Source organism: Romboutsia sp. (assembly GCF_035470145.1).
Lineage (GTDB): Bacteria > Bacillota > Clostridia > Peptostreptococcales > Peptostreptococcaceae > Romboutsia_D.
The window spans coordinates 1-1,619 of the sequence record NZ_DATIRC010000381.1; the positions used below are offsets into that span (position 1 = coordinate 1).

The 1,619-nt window shown below is 32.7% G+C and carries 2 protein-coding genes; one reads left to right on the forward strand and one right to left on the reverse strand.

Features of this window, described 5'->3' with window-relative positions:
- Positions 1-104 precede the first annotated feature (104 nt).
- Positions 105-374: a hypothetical protein gene (locus VLM92_RS14905; protein WP_325277113.1), complete on the reverse strand. Its 270-nt coding sequence runs from the start codon at positions 372-374 to the stop codon at positions 105-107.
- Between the two features lie 709 nt (positions 375-1,083).
- On the opposite strand from VLM92_RS14905, the gene VLM92_RS14910 reads away from it, so the two are divergent.
- On the forward strand, positions 1,084-1,619 hold a 536-nt coding region (locus VLM92_RS14910; RefSeq protein ID WP_325277114.1), incomplete at its 3' end, for a PQQ-binding-like beta-propeller repeat protein.

Consider the following 1,619-nt stretch of genomic DNA (forward strand, 5'->3'; position numbering starts at 1 on the left):
TAATCTCGTCTTTTTTGTTATCGATGATAGTTAGTATTTGATGCAGTGTGCGGGTATAAATTTCGCCATCCAAGTATTTCTGTATATCAATTCTTTTGCACTGTTTATTTTTTCTTTTCCCATTTGTCCCTATTTGCTAAACCAATCGCTAGATATCCTATACCCATTCCCATAAAAGCAAAACCTATCGCAGGATTAACAGCCAACATAAAAACGACACCTACAGGCAACCAAACAATCCCAAGCGTGAAGAACACCTGATAATTAGGCTCCCCGACTATTCCTCTCTTCCTCCAAACTATCAATAGCAAAATAATTCCTATTAAAACTAGTAGTGAAATTATTGCTATCGAAATCAAAGTCCATTCAGTCACTTAAATCACCCACATATGAAAAATCAATCAACTATAAAAAAGAGATACTGTACAAAAAAATATTATAAAGGATTTTAATCTTAATGATAAAACTTGACTACATATAAATATAGCTGATTGGGATATGTGTTTGATATGACGCTGAAAGAATATTTTTCTAAACCTTATAAAATAAAATATTACCAATTGAAGAGTATTATAATAGTAACGATGTTGACCACATTATTATCAGTTAATATTTGGGATAGGTTAAGGAGCGACGCTTTAAGTTTTGGTTGGCTTTGGTATATTGTATTGATAATTATTTTTTCGATACCTCTGTTTATTAATAAAGAATATAATGAATTGAATCTGGAAAAAGAATTGAATTCAAGAAAAAAGAGATAAAATAGATGTATCTAATTTATTCATTTTAGCTATTTCTGGGTTAGACAAAAGGCTATTTGTCCCCCTTATCATAAATCCTATTTAAATCCCCTAAAATAGAGGGAGTCTAATGTTTCCGAAAAGGGCAATAATTACTAGAGGTGAGAATTGCAAAAAATTATGCAGTTGGTACTAAACTATCAACCCAGTCTCTGCCCCTTAACAATCCACTGATAAAATCATTTAAATTTTTTAATCTTAATAAGAAATTGATTTTTTAGCTTTTGACCCTTATCTTTTAAAAACACTGAACCAATAAGCGATATGTTAAAGGAAGGAATAAATGGATAAAAAAAAGAACGTTTCAATGATAATTTTCACAATCTTACTCTTTTCCACAAGTTTTTTTTCATTAATGGGTGTTTCAAAAGATCTGTTAACATATACACAAGATAGCTTTATTGCCCCAATAATATATGATTATCCCAATGTCATGATAACACTTGATATCGAGGGTAGAGCAATTGGACAAGAGCTTCTATGGAAAGCAAATACTACCGGCACAAATTATGAAGAATCAGCTGTGACGTTTCTTGATGGCATCGCCTATGTGGGATCCTGCAGCACCCACGGTGACGGTCACGATAAACTCTTTGCCATCAATACAACGAATGGAGAAATATTATGGAGTAAAGAAACAGGACCCGGTTATGTAGGCCCAATAATCGATGATGATGTAATCTATATGGGGACATCCACACATTGTCATGAACCTGGGAACGAGTTTATGTATGCAGTCAATAGATTCACAGGAAAAGAAATTTGGAAAAGACAAATTTTTGGTGGCATACCAGAATCAGTTCAGTTTGATGAAGATAA